The 20453-nt window shown below is 67.2% G+C and carries 15 protein-coding genes; 5 read left to right on the plus strand and 10 right to left on the minus strand.

What is annotated here, in order from left to right:
- Positions 1-25: 25 nt before the first annotated feature.
- Together Poly30_RS28450 and Poly30_RS13375 are read right to left on the minus strand one after the other, a co-directional pair.
- Positions 26-166, minus strand: coding sequence for a hypothetical protein (locus Poly30_RS28450; RefSeq protein WP_419191346.1), 141 nt, complete (start codon positions 164-166; stop codon positions 26-28).
- Between the two features lie 203 nt (positions 167-369).
- Positions 370-2265: a M28 family metallopeptidase gene (locus tag Poly30_RS13375; RefSeq protein WP_419191347.1), complete on the minus strand. Its 1896-nt coding sequence runs from the start codon at positions 2263-2265 to the stop codon at positions 370-372.
- A 148-nt stretch (positions 2266-2413) separates the two neighbouring features.
- Between Poly30_RS13375 and Poly30_RS13380 the strand changes: the two genes are divergently transcribed.
- The 3 genes from Poly30_RS13380 (at position 2414) to Poly30_RS13390 (ending at position 6146) form a co-directional block, all read left to right on the plus strand.
- Positions 2414-3676 (plus strand): ABC transporter permease, encoded by a 1263-nt coding sequence (locus tag Poly30_RS13380; protein ID WP_419191348.1) that lies wholly within the window; start codon positions 2414-2416, stop codon positions 3674-3676.
- Positions 3673-4506, plus strand: coding sequence for a DUF3299 domain-containing protein (locus Poly30_RS13385; protein WP_145198089.1), 834 nt, complete (start codon positions 3673-3675; stop codon positions 4504-4506). The genes Poly30_RS13380 and Poly30_RS13385 overlap by 4 nt, the downstream gene beginning before the upstream one ends.
- A 260-nt stretch (positions 4507-4766) precedes the next feature.
- The gene (locus Poly30_RS13390; protein ID WP_419191349.1) at positions 4767-6146 is read left to right on the plus strand and encodes a Na+/H+ antiporter NhaC family protein; all 1380 of its coding nucleotides are present in this window, start codon (positions 4767-4769) and stop codon (positions 6144-6146) included.
- On the opposite strand, the gene Poly30_RS13395 is transcribed toward Poly30_RS13390, so the two are convergent.
- Together Poly30_RS13395 and dapF are read right to left on the minus strand one after the other, a co-directional pair.
- A complete protein-coding gene (locus tag Poly30_RS13395; protein WP_145198093.1) occupies positions 6136-7206 on the minus strand; it encodes a serine hydrolase domain-containing protein in 1071 nt (356 codons plus the stop codon). The genes Poly30_RS13390 and Poly30_RS13395 overlap by 11 nt on opposite strands.
- Before the next feature lie 32 nt (positions 7207-7238).
- Positions 7239-8135 carry a diaminopimelate epimerase gene (gene dapF / locus Poly30_RS13400; RefSeq protein ID WP_419191350.1) on the minus strand — a complete coding sequence of 299 codons (897 nt, stop codon included), beginning with the start codon at positions 8133-8135 and terminating at the stop codon, positions 7239-7241.
- A 121-nt stretch (positions 8136-8256) separates the two neighbouring features.
- Here dapF and Poly30_RS13405 point away from each other — a divergent pair, with 121 nt between their 5' ends.
- Complete coding sequence (locus Poly30_RS13405; RefSeq protein ID WP_419191351.1) at positions 8257-10773, plus strand: sigma-70 family RNA polymerase sigma factor; 2517 nt, start codon at positions 8257-8259, stop codon at positions 10771-10773.
- An 18-nt stretch (positions 10774-10791) separates the two neighbouring features.
- On the opposite strand, the gene Poly30_RS13410 is transcribed toward Poly30_RS13405, so the two are convergent.
- From Poly30_RS13410 to Poly30_RS13435, 6 genes are all read right to left on the minus strand, one after another.
- The gene (locus tag Poly30_RS13410; RefSeq protein ID WP_145198097.1) at positions 10792-11940 is read right to left on the minus strand and encodes a hypothetical protein; all 1149 of its coding nucleotides are present in this window, start codon (positions 11938-11940) and stop codon (positions 10792-10794) included.
- 178 nt (positions 11941-12118) lie between these two features.
- Entirely contained in the window at positions 12119-13555 is a 1437-nt protein-coding gene (locus Poly30_RS13415; protein WP_145198099.1) for a M64 family metallopeptidase, read from the minus strand.
- Between the two features lie 116 nt (positions 13556-13671).
- On the minus strand, positions 13672-14877 hold the full coding sequence (locus Poly30_RS13420; RefSeq protein ID WP_145198101.1) for an NADH:flavin oxidoreductase/NADH oxidase: 1206 nt from the start codon (positions 14875-14877) through the stop codon (positions 13672-13674).
- 25 nt (positions 14878-14902) lie between these two features.
- Complete coding sequence (locus Poly30_RS13425) at positions 14903-16300, minus strand: NTP/NDP exchange transporter (protein ID WP_145198103.1); 1398 nt, start codon at positions 16298-16300, stop codon at positions 14903-14905.
- 10 nt (positions 16301-16310) lie between these two features.
- Entirely contained in the window at positions 16311-17438 is a 1128-nt protein-coding gene (locus Poly30_RS13430) for a D-2-hydroxyacid dehydrogenase (RefSeq protein ID WP_145198105.1), read from the minus strand.
- A gap of 80 nt (positions 17439-17518) precedes the next feature.
- Entirely contained in the window at positions 17519-18919 is a 1401-nt protein-coding gene (locus tag Poly30_RS13435; RefSeq protein WP_145198107.1) for a sulfatase, read from the minus strand.
- A gap of 192 nt (positions 18920-19111) precedes the next feature.
- Here Poly30_RS13435 and Poly30_RS13440 point away from each other — a divergent pair, with 192 nt between their 5' ends.
- Positions 19112-20401 carry an integrin alpha gene (locus Poly30_RS13440; protein ID WP_145198109.1) on the plus strand — a complete coding sequence of 430 codons (1290 nt, stop codon included), beginning with the start codon at positions 19112-19114 and terminating at the stop codon, positions 20399-20401.
- Positions 20402-20453 lie beyond the last annotated feature (52 nt).

Here is a 20453-nt window from a genome sequence, read left to right on the forward strand (position 1 = left end):
AACTGGTGACCGGGCAGGTGAGGTGTCATGTGACCGGGAGGTGCGCCACGGTCAAGCGGTCGCGACTCTGGTCCGCGAACCAGCCGTGGTTGAGGCCCCCGTGAAGGAACGTGATTCCCCCGAGGAAGAGGCCGAAGGCGAGGAAAATGCGCGTGGAGAGCTTCATGGGCGTGGGGCACCCGCGCCGCGGAACGACGGTCGGCCCATCCGGTGACCATCGGCCCGCCTGGTGGCTATCGGCACGCCTCGTCACTATCGGTAGAGTGCGCGGGGATCATAAGCCCTGCCTATGCCTCCCAGCAACGGAAAGTGCCCTTCCCCTGCGGCCCGGCCCGAGGTGGATCCGGGGCCGCAGGGGGCCCGGGACGGTCATGCGTCCGTCTTCTTCTTCGCCTCCCAGGCGTAACCGTCCGAATCGGGGTCGGCTTTGACGCTCCCCTTGAGCGTCCCGTCCTCGTCCAGCTTCGCGCTCGCGGTGAGGCGCCCGAAGCTCCCGGATTCGTACTCGAACGTCAGCGTCTTCTCCTCCGCGTTCCAGCGGCCCTTCTCGAGCTGGCGAGGCGTCTCCCCTGACTGCGTCGTGCCGCGGACCTCCCCCTCGGCGTTCACGACGAACGTGAGCGAGAAGGGCATGTCGGGCTCGGTGAAGACGCCGTTCCACTCGCCGCTCAGGGGCGTTTCGACGGCTTCGAAGCCGTCAGCGGCCATGGCCGCGGCGATCGCCTCCGGATCCGTCTCGGGCTCAGGCTCCGGCACGTAGCGCGGCAGCAGCGTGTCGGCCATCGCGAGGCTGTACGCTGTCACGGCCGAGCAGGTCGCTGACTGGACGAGGTACTCCTCGATCGCGTGCTCCAGGGTGTCGTTCTGCGTGTGCCAGGAGAAGCTGTATCCCATGCCTTCGAGCCCCGGACGGTTCTTCTCCGTCCAGAAGAAGCCAGGCACGCCCTTGCTGTTGAACGACGCGTGGTCCGAGCTGCCTCCGCGGGGCATCTTATCCCGGACGACGACGTCGATCGGCAGATCGGGGAACGCCTCGTGGACGGGGCGGGTCGCGGCGTTGAGCATCGGCTCCATATCGGCGACGCAGAAGAGACCGCCCTGGTAGTACGTCCCGCCGTCGTCGACGAAGCAGGCCGAGACCTTGGCGAGTTCCTCCTCCGAGAGGCTCTCCACGTAGCCGCGGCTACCGAGCAGCCCTTGCTCCTCCCCGGTCCACAGGCAGAAGCGAATCGTGCGCCGCGGCTTGGCGCCAGCGGCCATCAGGATGCGCGCGGCCTCGAGGGTCACGCTCGAGCCGGTGCCGTTGTCCTGGGTTCCCTGGGACATCGGACCGTTCCAGGAGTCGAGGTGCGCCGACACGATGACCACCTCATCGGGGAACTCGGTTCCCGGGATCTCGGCGATCGTGTTGAAAGCGCCGAACGGGCCCTCGGTGAAGTAGTGCTTCAGGTCGAATTCAAGCTCCACTTCCTCGCCGTCGGAGAGGCGCGAGTTGATCGCGTCGTAGTCCTGTCGGCGGATCGTGACCTCCACGTCCGTGGGGAGGGTCTCCATCGTCAGCTCGCGCCAGCCGCGCTTGCCGCCGGTCGTGATCTCGTCGCGACTGGCGCCGACGACCTTGCCGAGAATATGGGCCTCCTGCAGGGCGGCATCGATCTTCTCGCGCAGCTCGCGCTCGGCCTCGGCCGCCTCCTTGTCGCGGTTCCGACGGCGTCGCTGGGACTTCGTGAGGACCCATGCGCCCGTCAGCTGGTCCCGTACTTCCTCCAGACCCTCGAGGGTGAGCGGCATCTTCACCACCTTGCCGCGCAGCGGTCCGTCGGTGCCCGCGCCCCAGGCGGGCGTCGTGAACTCGAGATCGCGTTCGACCGGGGACACCATGCGCGCGCTGCTCGGCCCGCGGTCGAAGCGGACGGGGATGTCGCCCCAGCGCATGAGGTGAGAGTTCTTCAGCCCGTATTCGGTGAACTTCGCGCGCGTCCAGACGTTGGCGCGCTCCAGGCCAGCGGAGCCCGTCAGGCGCGGCCCGATCTCCTCGCTGATGTAGGTCAGCGTTTCCCACACCTTCGAGTTCTCCTTGCCCTCCTGGATGATGGCGTCGATGACGGCCGCTGGATCGGGCGCCGCCTCGGCCTTGGCCTCCGGCGCGGATTCCCCAGGAGTGGAGTCGCGGCGGGAGGAGTCCTGGGCAAAGTTCGGCGAAGCGATCGCCAGCAGGAAAGAGGCCCGAACGAAGGTGGTCCGGAGTCGAGAGTGGGAGACCATGACGGAGCTAGTGGGTGAAGAGGCCGCGCGAAGAGGCGCGGAGGGGGTGGCGAGAGCGGTCGATCGTAGCCAGTCGACGGCCATTCGAGACCGGACCTTGCCGCACCTTTACGCGGCCCGCTGCCGTTCCGCTTGCTACCCTTCCCGGGTGCTTCGCAGCGTGTCCACCTGGTTCTTGATCGTCACTCGCTCGATGCGCGAGCACGCGCTGTCGACCTCGATCACGGTCCTGGCGGCGGCGCTCGCGGGAGGGCTGGTGATGGCCGTGCTCGCGATCCACTCGGCGACCTCACGCGCATTCGGCGGGATGGACCTCGCCTACGACGCGATTCTGGGGCCAGCGGGCGGTCAGAGTCAGCTGGTGCTGAACACGCTCTTTCACCTCGACGCCTCCCAGGGGAACATCCCCTGGAGCCTCTACCGGACGATCGCGAACGATCCCGGCGTCGAGCGAGCGGTGCCCTACGCCGTCGGCGACAACTTCCGGGGCTTTCGAATCATCGGGACGACCCTGGAGGCGTTCGAAGGACGGTCGCTCGTGGAGCCCGGTACTTGGTTCGACCCAGGTAAACGCCAGGCCGTCGTGGGCGCCGCCGTCGCGCGGGAGACGGGCCTCGCGCGAGGCAGCACGTTCAGCCCGAGCCACGGGCTGACGTACGACGAGCGCGATCCCCGCCAGCACGCGGAGCGCTACGCGGTCGTGGGCGTCATGGCCCCGACCGGGACGCCTGACGACCGCGTGATCTTCATTCCCATCGAAGGCGTCTATCGCATGGGCGGCCACGAGCTCCGAGGGAGCGGCGAGGCGATCGACGCAGAGGCCTTTCACGCGCAGGAGATCCCCGATGCCCACAAGGAGGTGTCGGCGGTGCTGCTGCGATTCCGGCGCGGAGGCATGTCTCCTGGGCTGCGACTGAATCGTCAGTTCAACGTGCTCAACGAGCGGGTCACGCTCGCGTGGCCGATCGCACAGGTCCTCGCGGACCTTTACCGAAAGCTCTTCTGGGCCATCGAAGTGCTGCGCACCGTGGCAGGTATCGTCGTGGTGGTCGCGGGCGCGGGGCTCCTGGCGAGCCTTTACAACACGATGAGCGAGCGGCGCCGCGAACTCGCCGTTTTCCGCGCCCTCGGCGCGCGACGAGGGCTCGTCTTCGGCGTCGTCGTGGGAGAGGCGGTCGCCATCGCGGCCCTGGGCTCTTTGCTCGGTTTCGCCGTGTACGGCGCGATTCTGTCGCGCGTCCGGGATACGTTGCTCCAGACGACCGGTGTGGTGCTCGTGCCCACAGAGCTGGGCGCGGGTCTTCTCTGGGTACCGATCGGCATGCTGGGCGTCGGCGTCGTCGCTGGCTTGCTCCCTGCCATGAAGGCCTACACCACGGACCCGTGCAGGACTCTGGCACGATCGCTATGAACGAACGACTCTCCATCTTTTCCGTGGCCGCCCGCGGTACCGCCCGCGGGGCCGCATGCGCTGGCCTGGCGTTACTCGCTGCCTGTGGGGAGGCGCCAGTCGAGGGCGGCACCGTCGTGATCGGGTTTGAGGGCGGCGCGCTGGATGGGAGCGAGGATGCCGTGCTCGAAGCTGAGGCCGAAGCCGACGCCGGGCCGAACGCCGAGTCAGGGACGGATCCAGCCCTGGAAGCGCTCGCAGCGTCCTACCTGACCCTCCCGATCGACGAACTCCTCGCCAGCATGGGGCTGGCACGGGACGAGGCCACGCAGATGATGGACCTTCCGGACGAGACGATCCGTCAGCTCGCCATCGCCCGGCTCCGTCGGGATGCTCTCGATCCGGACGAGGGCGGCGCTCCCGAGAGGCTCGATGATGGACGACTCTCAGTTCGCTTTCGCCACCTGAGCCTCGATGCCCTCGACGACTTCGAGTTCGAAGAGGTCATGGACTCCCTGATGGAAGGGGAGGTCAGGTTCCCGCAAGAAGTGGCGGCCTTCGACGAGAAGCCGGTCGAGATCACGGGCTACATGATCCCGGTGGAGTGGCAGCGCCGCGAGGTCACCGAGTTCATGCTCGTGCGGGATCTGCTCGCCTGCTGCTTCGGGGGCGCGCCACAGCCCGATGAGTGGATCCACGTTTCGATGGAGGAGGGCAAGGGCTCACCCTACTTTCCGTTCGTCCCCGTGAGCGTCGAGGGCACGCTGCATATCGAGGGGATCGACGACGGTTCCGGCTACGCGGCCGGATGTTTCCACCTGAACGGGACGGCGGCGCGCGAGGTTCGCTGAGGATCAGCATTCATCTTGGAACCTAGCCTGTATTATTCGCGAGTTTGCACCACCAGCACGCCCAAACCACGCCGTGGCGGCGTCAGACGGCAGCCTTTGGCTGCCGCACGCTTCGCGGGCTCCCTCACAGAATGCTCGACGGGCCTACGGGCCCGCCTCCGCTTCGTTCGGTCGTCTTCCTTGCCACGCCGCGGTTTGAACGCACTGGTGGAACAAACTCGTGAATAATGCAGGCTAGCTGGTTATCGATTCTCCCTCCGGTGCTCGCCATCGTGCTGGCCATCTGGAGCAAGCAGGTCCTGCTCTCGCTCTTCGCGGGCATCTGGATGGGCTTCACGCTGCTCAGCGGCTTCAACCCGCTCCTCGGCTTCGCGGCCGGGCTGGACGGCGTCATCGACGTCTTCGGGGATGCGGATGACGCCAGGGTGCTCGTCTTCACGCTGCTGATCGGGTCGCTCATCGCCACGATCGAGCGTTCGGGAGGGGTGCGCGGCTTCGTGCACTTCCTGGAGTCCCGGCGCTGGGTCCACACGGGGCGGCGCGCGCAGCTCCTGGCCTGGTCCACCGGCATCGTCATCTTCATCGAGTCGAACATCACCTTGCTCGTGGCGGGCGCGGTCAGTCGGCCGCTCTTCGATCGCTACAGGGTGTCCCGCGAGAAGCTCGCCTACCTGATCGACGCCACATCCGCGCCCGTGTGCGTGATGATCCCCCTCAACGCATGGGGGGCCGTCATCATCGGAATCGTGTCGACGGCGGGCGTGGAGAATCCCCTGGACACGTTCATCTCGTCCATCCCGTACAACCTCTATGCGATCGCGTCCATCGTGCTCTCGCTGGTGGTCATCTGGAAGGACATCAATCTCGGTCCGATGAAGGCGGCCGAGGAGCGAACCCAGGGGGGAGACCTGCTTTGGCCAGGCGCCCTTCCGCTGGTGGAGACTGCGGCGGAAGGCGGACCCGGCGAATCGGTGGATCACGTGCCGTCCGGCTGGCTCATGCTCCTGCCCATCATGGTCATGGTCGCGATGATGCCCATCGGCCTCTACATCACCGGCGACGGAAGCCTCATCGAGGGGTCTGGATCCCGTGCCATTCTCTGGGCCATCACTGCGGCCATCCTGACGATCTGGACCATGCTCCTCGTCAAGGGGGGAACCAGCGTCCACAACCTGATGGCCGTGTTCATGAAGGGCGCGGGCAACCTGCTGCCCATCGCGACGATCCTGCTGCTCGCGCTCGCGCTGGGCGATGTGGCGAAGCTGCTGGGGACCGGTACCTACGTCGCGGGAGTGGCCAGCGCCACCGTGCCTGTCTTTCTGCTCGCGCCGCTGATCTTCCTCGTCTCCTCGTTCATCGCGTTCTCCGTCGGCTCGAGCTGGGGGACCTTCGCCATCATGATTCCGATCGCGATCCCGATCGCCACGACGCTGGGGCTGCCGATCCCGCTCCTCTTGGGGGCCGCCATCTCCGGTGCCGTCTTCGGCGACCACGCCTCACCGATCAGCGACACGACCGTGGTCGCTTCCATGGCGTCGGCCACGGACCACATCGATCACGTGCGGACGCAGCTGCCCTACGCTCTGGTGGCGGCAGGCTTTGCCACGGTCGGGTTCTTGATCCTCGGTCTTATCGGGTAGGGCCAGCGAGGAAGAGGTCCGCGACCTGCTCGCCCAGGTGGTCCACGTCCGGCTCGGCTCGGTTCGTCAGCACGATCACCGTCAGCCGCTCCTCCGGGAAGCGCTGCAGGTAGTTCCTGAAGCCGCAGGTGCTGCCGCTGTGGTGCTGTCTCACGTGACCGCGATAGCGATCGATGCGCCAGCCGAAGCCGTAGTTCTTCGGCGCGGGCGTCCACATCTGTTCCTTGGTAGCCGCGCTGATCAGCTCGTCGCGATAGAGCGCGGCATCCCAGAGGGTCAGATCCTCGAGCGATGAGTAGATACCGCCGTCGCCCAGGACGGCGCTGTGGCGGGACTGGTCGGTGAACTCTGGCCCGCCCTCGCCCACGGTGTACCCCATGGCGCGTTCCGGAACGGTAGAGATCCCATTCACGAACGCGACCGTGTGCTCCATACCGGTCGGCTCGAAGATCCTGGTCTTCAGGAAGTCCGCGAACGAGCCGCCGCTGAGCTTCTCGACGATCATCGCGAGTACGGCGTACCCCGTATTGCTGTACCGATACTCGGAGCCAGGCGTGAAGTAGCCGCCTTCCTGCTGTTTCATCAGCTCCAGGATCTCGGCGTCGTGGACCTGATCGTGTGGCCCATCGATTGCCAGGCGAACCTCGTCTTCTGGAACCAGCGGCTCGTAGTCGAGGAGGCCGGAACGGTGCTGCAAGAGGTGCTCGATCGTGATGCTGGCTCCGTAGGCGGGGAAGTCCCCGAAGATCTGGGGCAGCGTGGTATCCAGCGCCAGGCGATCCTGCTCGATGAGCATCAGGATGCTCATCGCGGTGAACTGCTTGCTGATCGACGCGAGTCGGAAGTTGCTGCTGGACGTCACCGGCTCTCGCGCCTCGAGGTCCGCCATGCCATAGCAGCGGGAGAGCAGCACTTCCCCGTCGCGGATCACCCGGACGGCAGCGCCTGGCACGGCGTCTCCTGCGTAGGCCTCGAACAGCCTGTCGACATGTTCCGCGGGATGGGTGGCGCAACTGCTCATCAGAAGGAGGGCGGTGACGGAGTGGAGGACGCGTTGCACGGTGGTCTTGATCTTCGTGGGGAAGGGAGCGGTCACAGGATTCCTCGAAAGCAGTAGGCGACCGGGCCGGACATCACGGCGTGCCCATCGCTGCGGATCTCGATGCCCACCTCACCCGCGGGCAGCTCCACGGTCAACTGAGTGGCTTCGGTCAGACCGCGTGCGCGCGCCGCGAACGCCGCGGCGCACGCGCCCGTGCCGCAGGCCTGCGTCAGGCCAGCGCCGCGTTCGTAGACGATGAGCTGGAGTCGGTCGGCCGACCGCAGCGTGGCGACGCCGACGTTGACCGAGTGGGGGAACAGCCGATCCCCCTGGACCGTGGGGGCGAGTCCCGCGACGTCGATCGCGTCGACATCGTCCACGAAGAACACTGCGTGCGGATTGCCGACGCTGAGCGCGGCTGGGTTCACCAGGGGGCCGACGTTGAGACCGAGGTTCAGGGTATCGCGTTCCTCGCTGAGCGGGACGTCCTGCCAATCCATGCTGACGCGACCCATGTCACAGCTCACCTGCCGCTCCCCGATGCGCCGGCACTCCAGCACACCGGCGAGCGTTTCGATTCGAACGTGATCTCCTCCAGTTTCCTCGAGGGCGATCCAGGCGACGCAGCGCGTGGCGTTGCCGCAGGCCTCGACCTCGCGTCCGTCGACATTGTAGAGACGCATGAAAACGTCGGCTCGGGCTGACGGCTCGATGACCACGAGCTGATCAGCGCCCACGCCGACGTCGACATCGCAAATACGGGCGATCTCCGCAGCGGCCGGGCGATAGGGCGCGACCCGGGCATCGACGATCACGAAGTGATTCTTGAGCCCGTGCATCTTGACGAACGCTCGCCCTGTCCCGCTTTCCGCATCCATCGTCCGATCTCCGGGGCCCTTGATCTCCGCCGTGTTATTCCCGCGCGAGCGTAGACGAGTCGCAGGCATGCCGTCCAGGCACGCGTCGGCGCCGTTACGTTTCTCTGACCAGGAGGTCGGGCCGGTTCCCGGATTTAGAGAAGAATCGTGCGTGGTCTTCGAAGCGCCGCGCATTCCTCTGTGGCCAGCGATGACCCACTTCTCACCAGCCTCCCTGAACGCCCTGCTCGACGAAACCGAGTGGGTTCGAGCCCTCGCGCGGCGACTCGTGGACTCGACCCACGAGGCCGAGGATCTCGCCCAGGAGACGATGACCCGAGCGCTGGTCAGTCCGCCCACCGACGGCCGCTCGATTCGGGGCTGGCTGAGCGTGGTGCTGGCGAATCGCCTCCGTGCACGCCTGCGGCGCCCGGATCCGGCGCTCGACGTCGCCCGCGACGCTGCGCCGGCCCATGAGCCTTCCGCGCTGGAGACCGTCGAGCGCGCGGAGGCGCACCAGGCCGTCGTCGACGCCGTCATGTCCCTGGCGGAGCCGTTTCGGACCACCGTCTTGCTGCGCTACTTCGAGGGATGTGGTCCCTCCGAGATCGCCGCGCTCGAGAACGTGCCTCTCGCGACGATCACCAGTCGGTTGACACGCGCCCACGCTCGCCTGCGGGCGAAGCTTCAGGACGGCGACTCCACCGCGGGTAAGGGTCTCCTTGGCCTGACTCCACTCCTGGCCCCCGCCCGCGGTTCCACGTCCGTTTCCTTACCCACGCTGGCGTCCGCCAGCCTCCTGATCACCATGTCCACGCCTCTCAAGCTTGCCATCGCCTCCGCGCTCGTCGCCCTCGGGGTGCTCTTGAGCTTCCACGACGGGAACCCTGAGCCAGCACTTCCGGGTGAGACCACCATCGTGGAGGCCGAGGCCGGTCCAGACGGCATCGCGCTCAGCGACGCGATGGAGATATCCGTCGCGGGTGAGGCAGCGCGTGTGGAGCTGAATGAGGCCGCAGAGGCCGTGCCGGAGGCTGTTTCCGACCCAGGTTCGCCGCCAGTGGAGTCGCCGATGCTGACCGGCATCGTCATGCGTCCCGACGGTACGCCGGCCCCGGGAGCCACGGTCATCATGGGCGGATTCGGCGCACTGCTGTTCATCGAGATGAAGACGTCTCCCCCTGATTTCTTCCTGAGCGTAAAGACCGAGGAAGACGGGACCTTCCGCTTCGAAGACCTTCCCGAGGAGCGCACGCTTCTGACCGCAGGATGCGCTGGCTTCGCGCCGAGCGAGTCCGTGGTCTGGGTTCCCGGGGATGCGACGGACTTGCACCTGACCCTCCGTGAAGGAGGCCGCATCTACGGCTCGGTTCACCGACGCGATGGCTCCCTCGCTCGCGGGAGGAAGGTCCGCCTCATGCAGGACGGCGGCACCATGGATCCCCTGGGACGACGCCTGATCCGCTTCGCCACGACGGACGCCCAGGGAAACTTCGACGAGCGCGGCCTTTGCCCGGGCGAGTGGGGGATCGTCAGCTATCCCGACGATGAAGAGCTCGAGGAAATCGGCGGCACGATGGTGGATCACATGATCCAGGCGACGGTGCGGCTCCAGGATGGCGGGGAGGCGCACGTGCCGCTCGGGGCTCCGAAGCCCGACCAGGTCGTGGTGACGGGGCGCGTCACGATCGCGGGGGAACCGGCCCAGGGGATCCTGCAGTGGCTTCGGGAGTGCGAGGATCCCATGGGCAGCTCGACGAACATCCAGCTCGCCAGCGACGGTTCCTACCGCGTGGAACTCGAGGAACCTGGGACGTGGTACGTGCGCGCTTCGGGACGGGGCACCGGCGAGTTTCTCCCCTCGATTCCGAAGGTGAGCGAGTACCAGCTCGACCTGGAGCTCCCCGGCGGAGAGCTGAGCGGGCTCGTGGTGGATGAAGCCGGTGAGCCTGTGAAAGGCGCCTCGGTTTCGCTTCAGGTGACGGAAGGTGAGTTCGAGCGAGGACCGCTGCGAGCTTCGGGCGACATCAAGGTCACGAACAAGAAGGGACGCTTCACCCTCCAGGGGCTCAAGGACGGCGTCTATCTCGTCGGAGCGGTTCACGACGAACTCGGCGTCGCGCCCTCGCAGCTCGTGGAGATCTCCGAGGGTCAGGCCGCAGAGGAATTGACCTTCGTTCTCCGCGGCGGCCACCGCGTCCATGGATCCATCAAGGGCCCCGAGGGCTTCCGGGCGAATGGCTGCGGGATCTGGATCTACGACGAAGAAGGACGACTCCTGAACCCGGTCGCTTCCCTCACCATCGGCAAGGGAGCGATCTTTTCGACGCCGCCGCTTCCGCCGGGGCGCTACTCCCTGTTCGTCCTTTCGGGGCTGAACGTCGCGCAGGCGGTGGACCTGAACGTCGAAGAAGCGGATCTCGAGGGCGTGGACCTGCAGCTACAGCCAGGAGCCGTTCTGACGGTCGAGACGCTCGTCGACGGCGAGCGAAGGCGCGGTCTCGTCAGCGCCACCGACGACACCGGAAGGCTGCTGACGGGCCAGCGATTCAACAGGGATCCGTGGCAGTGGCGTCACCTGCCCTTCGATTCGACGCGGAAGCGCATCGGGCCGCTTCCGCCGGGGACCTACGACGTCAGCTCCCACGTGCCAGGCGTGGGGACCGCCACCGAAACGGTGACGATCGTGGGCGCGGAGATGCTTACGCTCACGCTTCGACATGACTGAGGTCGAAGCGGTTCTGAATCAGAGGAAGCTGATCTCCAGCCCGTCCGCAAAGTTGGACGTGGCGCTACCGCCGACCGCGTCGCGGTACCAGGCCGTGAAGTTCCAGGTCTCGCCCGCTTGCACAGCCACGATGCCGGTGGGCGTCGGGTGCATCGTGAGGTCGATGGAGAGCTCGATCTCGCCCGCCAGACCAGAGTTCTGGATCTGGCCGGGCCCCACGTAGCGTCCGATGGCGCCGCCGAGGCAGAGGTTGCCCTGGCTGCCGCCTGGGTTGGCGGCGAAGCCTTGCAGCTGGCTCGTGAGGAAGAGACCGAACGAGTTGAACGGCATGCCTTCTGCCTTGAGAAGGACGTTGTTCATCGCGACCGAAGTCGACCCGATGGCAGACATAGCGGCCGGGACGCCCGTCGAGTTGGCGACAGGCGTGCAGTAGGACGTCCCGATGGTGGGAATGCCTCCGCCGCCGATGTCGCCGCCGATCGACACGAGGTTCATCCCTGTGTCGAAGATCGAGGTGGCAGCACCGGTCGCGAGGCTGAGTTCCACGACGCATCCCGCGTTGTTCTGGTCACAGATGCCATAGAGCTTGCCGCCGGCGCGGTCGTACCAGATCCCCACGATGCTGCTCATATTCGTCGGTCCGATGAGGGTCGAGCTACCCGTCACGGGATCGAGCGTGTAGATCGAGTTCGTGATGGGATTGTTCGCCACGAACGCGCCGAGGGAAGGCACGTAGTCGAGGCCGTAGATGTTGATCAGGCCGGTCACGCCGATGAGCGTCTCGGCGCCGGTGGTGGCGTCGACCTCGTAGAGGTTGCCGAGGGAGGCGGCGTAGACCTTGCCGTTGTCCTCGTTGTTGCAGAGGGCGAACATGGGCAGGCCACTACCCGTCAGTGGTGTGGTCGTTCCCGTGGTGAGGTCGACGTGGAAACGGCCAGCGGTGACGCCGGAGATCAGCAGCTCGGTGGGGCTGCTGAGGTTCGCGATGCCGAACAGCAGGTTCACGCCGGTCGCCGCCGCGGGAGTGGTGGTGAAGGCCGCGATGTCCAGCTCGTAGATCTGACCGCCGAGCGTGGCGCAGTAGGTCCGCTGGGCGGGCGCCGAAGCGCAGAGCACCGCGGACATGGCGAGTGCAAGAACGGGGTGGGCGGTGGAGAGAATCTTCATGGAGCTCAACGGTACCGCGGCGTCCATGAGCGAACCATACGAGCTGGGTAATGAACCCTGCATGGGTAAGACTTCCGTCGACGCTGCGTGCAGCCCACGTTCGCAGACTTCTGTGGTGCCTGGCTCGCCCGGCAAATGATGTCGCGAACGCAACAGGGGTGACCCGCGAACCCGAGGTCTACTCCGCGGCTCGAACCCACCAGCCGATCGTGCTCGTCAAGAAGCCGACGTCTTCTTTCACGACCCAGGGGGCCTGGCTCCCGCGGACCTCGGTCGTGTCGTGGACTCTGCAGACGACGCGGAAGCGTCCCGGGCCGAGGTCCTTTTCGGTCACTCGAAACTTGTGCACGCCATCGTGATTCGGGTGCGTGGACCTGGCAGGCTTCTCTTCGATCGGAACCGGCGGAGCGACGCGACGGCCGCCGGGGCCGACGCTCACCTGGCTCTTCACGATGGCGACGCTCTCTCCTTTCTTGGCGCGCCGACGCTTTCGCTCCGTGACATCGATGGGACGCGGCGCCCGGCCTTCCGGAAGCACCCACCAGTCCACCTGCAGCTCGTGGCTCGTGGGCTGTAACACCGTCACTTCGAAGTGAAGTCCACCGCGACCCACCAGAAGGTCGTCCTCGGAATCGAAGGGATGGGGCTGCGGCTCTGCCGCGTCGATCGGATCGCAGTAGGAATAGATGCGCAGAACGAGTTCTTCACGGCACACGGGACAGAACTCGCCGCTCGAGGCCATCGCGCATTTTCCTGCGGTCGGCCGCCACGCTCCCTGGACGAACTGCGCCCCGCCCGGGTGCATGCCGACGCCGCGCACCTTCGCCTTCAGGAAATGGTTCCATGGGCACTCCTCGGGATCCTCGCTGATCGCGATGTTGGTGTTGCGCGAGGGCTTCGCATCCTTGGGCCTTCCCGCCTGCTGGGCCGTGTACTCGTCCGAGAGTCCACCGAACGAGTGCCCGATCTCGTGGATCATGGTCGCCATGTTGCGGCCGCCGATCGTCGCGACTCCGCCGCCGCCCGTGCCGAGGATCCCGAGCTTGGCGAACACGATCGCCTGCCCGTCCTGCTCCGGCATCTCGCTCAGCATGGCCCTGACGGCGTTGCGGTCGATCCCCACGTGCCCGGCGAACGTCCCCAGGGTCTTGCCGTTCAGCGCGGTGTCGTAGTCGCGCCCGTAGCCGTCGACGCCGTTGTCCGCGCTGACGAGATCCGCCCGAAGGAAGTTGAGGTAGCGGTAGTACTCGCCGAACACCTCGTTCCGCTCGAACACGTCCGGAACGTCGGCCGCCAGCTTCGCGAACGCCGACATCTCGGTGATCTGATAGCCCTCGCCCATGAGGACGAAGTCGAGGCGGTTCTCGGATGGCCCGTGGCGGACGACGTCCCCGAAGCCGAGGTAGGCCGACGGCTTCCCGCGCCGTTCACCGATGGCGCCCTCGGGGGTGCCGGGGAACTGCTTCGCGAGTCGACGATAGAGCGCCTGCGCTTCGTCGAATTTGCCCTGCTCCGCGCGGAGCTCGGCCTTTTCGAGCATCCGCTCGGCCTTCTCCTCGGACGGGGGGGCAGCAGCGGCGAGAAAGACCAGGGCGATGATGGGCGAAACCTTCATGGCCCCATGGTAGTCCGGCCCCGCGGTGGCCGGGCAGGGCGAATTCCTGTGCGGACGCCCGGTGGTGATTTGCGACCGGCTCCCGATCGGGAGCCGGTCGACCGATCCGGGCCGGTTCAGCGGCGCGTCTCGCCTAGCGCCCAGGCGTACTCCCGCGCGATCGGCGGCGGGGTTTCGGACTCGAGGTCGACCCAGGCGCGGAGAGGCCAGTTCGGATCGCGCAGGAGTTCGCGCCCGAGGAGCACCAGGTCGGCCCGGCCGTCCGCGATGATCGCGTTGGCCTGGGCTGGCTCGGTGATGAGGCCCACGGCGCCCGTGAGGATGCCGGTCTTCCCGCGAATCTCTGCGGCGAACGGCACCTGGTAGTCCGGGCCGACGGGTATGTCCGCGTTGCGCGAGGCTCCGCCGGTGGAGCAGTCGATCAGGTCGACGCCCTCTTCCTTGACGAGTCTTGCCGCTTTCACCGAGTCTTCGAGGGTCCAGCCGCCTTCGACCCAGTCGGTGCACGAGAACCTGACGAAGAGGGGCGCCTCCTCGGGCAGCGCGGCGCGAACGGCGCGCACGCTCTCCAGGAGGAACCTCACGCGATTCTCGAACGATCCTCCGTACTCGTCGGTGCGCTCGTTCATGAGCGGCGACAGAAAGCCATGGCCGAGGTACCCGTGGGCGAAGTGGAGTTCGATCACGCGGAATCCCGCCCGGATGGACCGCTGGGCGGCTTCCGCGAAGGACCCGACGATTCCGCGGATCTCGGCGACGGTCAGCTCATGGGGGACAGGCCCGTCGTCGCGATACCGCCTGGCCGTCGGCCCGACGGGCAGCCAACCGCCCTCCTCCACCGGCACGTACTGGCCACGCTGCGGGTGCCACGGGCGGTGGCGCGAGGCCTTGACGCCCGCGTGGGCCAGCTGAATCCCCGGCACCGATCCGTGCGCCGTGATGAAGTCCGTCACGCGCCGCAGCGCCGGAATGTGCTCGTCCTTCCAGACGCCGAGGCAGTGGGGCGTGATGCGACCCTCGGGAACGACCCCCGTGGCCTCCGCGATCAGGAGCCCGGCTCCGCCGACGGCGCGCGCCGCATGGTGGGCAAGGTGCCAGTCGTTCGCGAACCCGTCCTCGCTGGAGTACTGGCACATCGGCGACATGGCGATCCGGTTGCGCAGGGTGACGCCGCGGATCTTCAGGGGCGTGAAGAGGGTCGCCGCATCCTCCCGGCGCGCCTTCGGGTGGGTGGAGGCAGCGCGCTCGCCCTTGGCCGAGACGCCGGTCGTGGCGGCGATGCCCGCGGCGATCGCGGATTGGAAGAAGTGACGTCGGTTCATGGGATCTCAGGTTGGGTTACGGGGCTCAGCGCTCGTCGCCAGAGCGCCTGGCGCGCTCCGCGCCGAGGCTCAGGGCAAGGCCTGCCATGACGATCGCGATGGGGGCCACGGTGAGGGAAAGGGCGGTCATCGTTCCGAGCGCGAGGGCGGAGAGTCCGGCGCTCACACCTGCGCCCGCGGTGTCGCCCGCGCGGTAGACGAAGGTGTCGATGAGGCTCTTCGCCTTGTAGGTTTCGTCGCGGCTGAGGACGGTGAAGAGCGTTTCCCGCGCGGGGCGCAGCACGGCGTACTTGCCCGCCCGGAACACCGCCTGGATGATCGTGATCGCTCCGAGCATCGTGGCAGCGGACCAGGCATTGATCTCGCCCATGGCCAGTAGGCCGTAGCCCGCGAGGACGAGGGCCGGCAGAAGCGCGAGCGTCCAGCCAACGCCCAGCCAGCGCATCAGTCGAGCGGTCACGAAGAGCTGGACGAGGAGGGTGGCGAGCTGGGTCCAGAAGTCGATGCTGGCGAAGGCCCCGACGCGCCCGGACTCCGATTTCTCGGCCGCCAGAACCAGCTCGTTCTGGGTGAAGTAGAGGAAGGTCGCGAGCACCGCGAGCAGGGCGATGTAGGACGCGATGAACATCAGGTAGCGCGAGCGAATGGCCAGACGCATGCCGTCCATCGCTTCGTGCAGAGCGCTGCGCCGGACCCTGCCTGAGTTCCCAGGATCGCGATACGGCCGGATCCTGCTCATGATCACCGAGGCGGCGCCTGCGACGCCCACGAAGCCCGCGGCCATCAGCATCATCTGGGGGGCGGTGAGCTTGATCTCCAGGTTGAAGAACTCCTTCCCGAAGAGCTCGAACGGATAGCCGGACACGGCCCACGCACCGGCGGATCCGAACAGCGCCCCGAGGGTCCCGCCCACGGCGATCGTCGGGAACACGCGGCGCGACTCCTCGGGCCCGAAGCAGTCGGCCATCAGGGACCAGAACAGCCCGGTCATGAAGAGGTTGATGACGCTGAGCCAGACGAAGAAGATGCGGCCTGACCAGACGCTCGCGGCCTGATCACCGGCCGAGGCGCGCCAGGCGGCCAGTCCGAGTAGCATCAGCACGATGGACCCGTAGGCGACCGGCAGGAAGACCCGCCGATCGAACCGCCCGACGAGCCACGAGAACACGGGGTTCAGGGCCAGCGACACGACCATCGTGGCCACGAACAGGGAGTAGAGGTTCGACATCCCTCTCTCGACCCCGAACGCGTCGCGCACGGGGCGGATGAAGAAGTAGCCGCAGAGGATGCAGAAGAACATCGCTCCCGCGAGCAGGACCGGTCCGACCTCGCCCGGTCGCAGGTTGAAGAACGACAGCAGAGTCCCGCCGTTCCGCGACCTTCGCGGGGCGCCGCTCTCTTCTGGTTGGATGGGTGCGTTCAAGCGGGCAGCCTCAGTAGCCCGCGGCCTTGTCTACCACGTTGAGCAGCGGCTCACCGGCGCCGAAGCGGCGCAGGTTTTCCTCGAGCAGCGTCGCTCGGCGCTCGTTCGTCAGCGTGGCCCGGCTCGCCACGTGGGGCGTGATGACCACGTTGTCCAGGCTCCAGAGCACGTGACCCGGCGGAAGGGGCTCGGGATCGGTGACGTCGAGGCAGGCCCCCGCGAGCCGCCCGGATTCGAGAGCGCCCACGAGCGCGTCGGTATCGACCACCGCTCCGCGTGCGATGTTGACGAGGTACGCACCCGGCTTCATGAGCCCGAGGGTACGCGCATCGATCATGCCTTCGGTCTCTTCGGTCAGTGGAACACAGAGCACCACGACATCCGCGAGCGGCAGCATCACCTCCAGGTCCTCGGCGGTCCCGACCCGATCCACGAACGCGGGCCGCTCCTTCCGGCTCCGCCGCGTCGCGAGCACGGTCATGTCGAACCCGTGCGCCCGGCGCGCGACCTCGCTCCCGATCCCACCGAGTCCGACGACGAGCATGGTCCGCCCACTCAAGGCCACGACCTCCCGCCCGCTGCCTTCGCGCTCCCATGCGCCGCGCCGATCGGGGTGCTGGTGGTACCCGATATCGCGGGTCAGCGTGAGCAGCATCCCGAACACATGCTCGGCGATCGCAGGCCCGTGGATCCCCTGCATGTTGGTGAGCACGATCTCGCCGCGCTCACGAATGCCATGCCGCTCGAGGAGCCAGGCGACCCCGGCGGAGGGGGACTGGACCCAGACGAGCTGCTCCGCCGCGGTCAGGAACTCAGGGGAGCAGATCCGCCCATCCGCCCCGTGAGCCTCGGGCGCAAGCCGCAGCGCCTCCTCCTCCGACTCCGGCACGACGCAGCGAACGTTCGGCGCCGCCGCTTCCAGTGCCGCAAGCTCTCCGGGCTCCATGGGACCGGCCAGGAAGAGCAGCTGGCGCGTCCCGTCGTCGGTGGGGGTGGCCACTCGAGCGCCTTCGAGGGACCCGACCGCTGGAGCAGGGAGCGAGCCTGACGTGGCCGCGCAGCCACCGAGGATGAGCGCGCCTAAAAGCGCCAAGGCGCGGAGGGGGTCGGGCTTGGGGACGGGCAATGGCTGACTCATGGGGCCGCCAAGATACCCGCTCCCGGAGGCCGGAGGGATTCGAACTACGTTCGAAGGTTCAGTGGGCGGGTGGTCGCGCGCTATCGAATCTGACTGGGGCGCGCCGCGCCGAGTTCGTCGAGCCGGTGGGTGAGGGTCTCCTTGAGCCTGGCCGCTAGCTCGGGCATCTCCTTCGCCAGGTCGGTCGACTCGCCGATGTCTTCGGCGAGATCGTAGAGTTCCAGCGAGTCGTCGTCGTAGCGGTGAATCAGCTTGTACTTCCCATCACGGATGGCGGAGCCCGGACGGTTCTCCTTGTGGAACGCCCAGTGGGGGTAGTGGAAGGTCAGGGGAGCGCGGGCGCCGTCTTGACCTTCGATCACCGGCTTCAGGGAGGCGCCATCGAGGACGTCGTCTGGCGCCAGAGTGACGCCCGTGGCGTCCAGGATCGTCGCCGTCAGGTCCATGGAGATCACGGGCGTGCGGTTGATCGTCCCCGCTTCGCTCACGCCCGGCCAGCGGATGATGAGCGGCACGCGGAGGCCTCCCTCGTAAAGATGGCCTTTTCCCTCGCGCAGCGGACGGTTGTCGGTGGCCCCGGACCAGCCGCCGTTGTCGCTCGTGAAGATGACCACGGTTTCGTTCGCGATCTCGAGCGCTTCGAGTTCGGCGAGCACGCGACCGAGGGCTCGGTCCGTCGCCTCGATCTGCGCCCCGTAGATCGCGTTCTTCAGACCTGGGCCCTCCTCGCCTTCGTACGCGGGAATCAGTTCCGCAGGCGCTTCGAACGGGTAGTGGGGGTTGTAGGTCCACAGGGTCACGAACATGGGCTGTTCGTGGTGCTCGCGCATCCACGAGATGGTCTCGTCGGCGAGGCGATCCGTCAGGTACTCGCCCTTCCTGCGCGGCTTCAGGGTCGGGATCCGATAGGGATCGAAGTAGGTCGGCGGGCCGCCGCGGCCGCAGCCGCCCACGTTCACGTCGAAGCCGTGCTGGTCGGGATAGAAGTCGGGGCCGCCCGTCGCGGGATCGTCGTCCTTCACGGCGGTTCCAGAGAGGTGCCACTTGCCGAAGAACCCTGTGGCATAGCCCGCTGCCTTGAGCCGCTCGGCCATCGTCAGCCTCGCGTGGGGCAGGATGTGCTCGACCACGGGCGGCTGAATCGTTCGATCTTCGGGCCAGAACCAGGGCGCGTCGTGTCCGTGCTGGAGGATGTTCAGCCGGGCGGGTGCCAGGCCCGTGATGAGCGCGGCGCGCGTCGGAGAACAGACCGGAGAGGCGGCGTAGGCGTCCGTGAAGCGAACGCCCTGGGACGCCAGGGCGTCCAGCTGCGGCGTGCGGAGCTTCCCGTTCCCCTGGCAGCCGAGGTCCATCCAGCCCATGTCGTCCGTCATGATGAGGAGGACGTGGGGCCGCCCTGGTTCACCGGATGGCTGAGCCCAGGCGAGGGAGGACGAGGAGAGAGACAGGCAGACGCAGACGAGGAAGAGGGCTGGGTGCATGGTCCCAAGGTAGCGTCCAGCCAGGGGTCCAGGAGCGTTTCGCGGATGTGGGTTCTGTACAGTGACGAGGGTTCGCGGATTTTCTCGTCGTCGAAAGCTGCCGGGCAACGTGCCGAGGGTTCCGACCCATAGGCCGGGCGCTGGCCCGTCGGACCCACCTCCGCCACAGATCGAACACTCACCCTTCCCGTCATGCTCTTGCTCACGGCCGCCTTCTTCGTCTTCTCCCCCGGGATCGCCCCGAAGCAAGCCAGCCCGCCGGAGGGGACTCGATTCGGGCGTTCGGTCCTGGCTCTCAGCGATCTGGATGGCGACGGCATCCGGGAGATCGCGGTGGGCGCCCCGAACGCGGACGGGAAGCGGGGCCTCGTGCTTGTGCTATCGGGCAAGACCCGAGAGATCCTCGCGACGTGGAGCGGCCCTGCGGCTAGGTCGACCTTCGGGCACACGCTACGTTCCGTCCAGGACGTGAATGGAGACGGAGTCGACGAGGTCCTCGTGGGCTTCGAGTTCTGGGAGCGCTGCGAGCTTCGTTCCGGCAAGGACGGCCAGCTCCTGCATGCGATGGATCGCGGCTGGAAGGAGGTCATTCCGGTGGGCGATTTCGACGGCGATGGAGCCGGTGACCTGCTCCTCACCACGGGCGTCCACTGGGAGGTGCGTTCGGGCCGGACGAACGAGCTCATCAACGACCGGTCCTATGCGCAGACCGGCGGCCGACTCGATCCCATCGGCGATGTGAACGGAGACGGCCTCGTCGACGGCGTGTACTTCGGGAAGAACGTCGTGCTGATGCTCAGCGTGCGACCGGATCCCAAGGACTTCACCCTCACCAGCCCGTTCCCGACGAGGAGACCTTCGACGCTCCAGGACCTATGGCCGAGCGCGTTCGTCGGGCCTGACGGAGAGACGCTTCGGCCCGTGGGCGCCGCAGCAGCGGGCGACCTCGACGGGGATGGCCGCCAGGATCTCCTGGTCGCCCTGGTGGGGAAGAAGTCCGAATGCGTCGTCGGCCTCTCCCTCGAGAAACGCGCGGCCCCCCTGACGCGCGCCGAGCGCCTCGCCCCGGATCCGCTCTTCGGCGGCGACCCGACCCTTGGTTACGCGATGCTGGGCGGCATCGACCTCGACGGGGACGGTCGCGACGACTTCGTCCTTGGCAATCCATCGCCACTTGGAGAAACCCAGGTCGTGGCCGTACCCGGGGTGGCGGATAAGCCCATCCGGCAGGGCAAGTGGCCTGACTTCCAGGGCGCCTGCTGGTTCGAGAATCTGGCCGACCACACCGCGACGTTCGGCGTCTCGCTGGCGGCGTTCGACGACGCAGACGGGGATGGAATCTGGGACGTGCTGGTGGGCCACAGCGATTGGTTCTGGACCGGCACGGTCTATCGCGGCAACTCGCTCCGCCTTCTTTCCGGTCGCACGGGAAGGGCCCTCTGGGTCGTCACCGAGGATCAGTACGACGAACTCGGAGGGTAGTCGTTCCAGCTCGCCAGAAGCGGCCAGGCGCAACCGGCCGATTCCCGTACCA

It is taken from the genome of Saltatorellus ferox (assembly GCA_007751475.1).
GTDB lineage: Bacteria > Planctomycetota > UBA1135 > UBA1135.